Source organism: Flavobacterium bomense (assembly GCF_003970355.1).
This window is the reverse complement of record NZ_RYDJ01000103.1, coordinates 1-1,409: the sequence shown is the minus strand read 5'-3', so window position 1 is coordinate 1,409 and position 1,409 is coordinate 1. Positions and strand designations below refer to the sequence as shown.

General features: G+C 32.6%; 2 protein-coding genes. One reads left to right on the top strand and one right to left on the bottom strand.

Translation table 11 applies throughout. The features are described 5' to 3' along the window. Nucleotides 1–194: hypothetical protein (locus tag EKL98_RS18225; protein ID WP_233589463.1), on the top strand; the 194-nt coding region annotated here is incomplete at its 5' end. Between the two features lie 13 nt (nt 195–207). On the opposite strand, the gene EKL98_RS15875 is transcribed toward EKL98_RS18225, so the two are convergent. Further along, nucleotides 208–1,272 carry an aldose epimerase family protein gene (locus EKL98_RS15875; RefSeq protein WP_126563136.1) on the bottom strand — a complete coding sequence of 355 codons (1,065 nt, stop codon included), beginning with the start codon at nt 1,270–1,272 and terminating at the stop codon, nt 208–210. Nucleotides 1,273–1,409 lie beyond the last annotated feature (137 nt).

Sequence of the window (1,409 nt, the reverse complement as noted above, 5' to 3'; positions counted from 1 at the left end):
GTGGATTTCCCCACGTTTGGATTTCCTATGATATTTACAAAACCTGCTTTATGTGCCATAACATTATTTTTATAATTATAAAAAAGCCACTCTTTTCAGAATGGCTTTTTCAATTGCTATTCGTAAAGAATATCAACCCGATAGGTTGTTTTTCGGCTACAAATGTACAATGGATTCTACTATTTACAACATAAAATCTATGCTACTTTATTTGACTTCAAATTTATAAAATGTAGTTTGGATATAAGTATCATTAGGATTCAATACTGTACACGGGAAATCTTCGTGGTTTGGAGAATCTGGAAAATGCTGTGTTTCAAGACAAAAACCTGAACGAGTTGGATAGGATTTTGCCTCTTTTCCGTTTTTTATATTCAAATAATTACCCGAATAAAATTGCACCCCGGGTTCTGTAGTAAATACGTGCAACTGAATCCCTGTCGAAGCTTCTGAAACAGTTACTGCGTGGCTTAACGCATCGCTTTCTTTATTTAATACCCAATTATGATCGTATCCAATTCCTTGAATTAATTCAACATAATCGTCATTGATACGTTCTCCAATTTTGTGAGCAATTCTAAAATCCATTGGAGTGTTTAACACGCTACGGATTTCTCCTGTTGGAATTGCACCAGCATCGGTTGGTGTAAAATAATCAGCATTTAGACTCAAATCGTGAGAAGTTATTGTTCCTTCACCAGCTCCTTTCAAATTGAAATAAGCGTGATTTGTAAGATTAAGAACTGTTTTAGCATCTGTTACTGCACTATATTCTATTTTTATTTCATTGTCATTGGTCAAAGTATAGATTACTTTTACCTGTAAATTTCCTGGATACCCTTCCTCACCATCCATTGAAAGATAGTTTAATTCAAGGGATTCTTCTGCCATTTCATTCAAAAAGGCAGAGGCTTTCCAAACCACTTTATCGAAGCCTTTCTGCCCACCGTGAAGAGCATTTGGATCATTGTTTACAAATAATGAATACTCTTTAGCGTCTAAAATAAATTTTCCGTTGGCAATTCTGTTGGCATAACGCCCGGCAACAGCTCCCATATAATAGTCGTCTTTTTGATAATCATCTATTGAATCATAACCTAAAATAACGTCTATGCCAGATGTACCTACTGGAATAATAAAAGACACTATTCGTGCGCCAAAATTGGTGATTTGACAAATAAATCCGTTCTTGTTTTTTAAACAAAAAAGAGAAACTTCTTGATTATCGATTATTTTATTGAATTTTTCTACAGGTAGAATTATATTTTTCATGTTTATTTTTTTAACTATGTCTTTCAAATAGCATTATGAATCTTGCAATATGCAATAAAAAAAACTTCAGAGATTATAATCACTCCGAAGTTTTTTTATTAAATTATACAAACTAATTTCATTAGTTATAGATTATT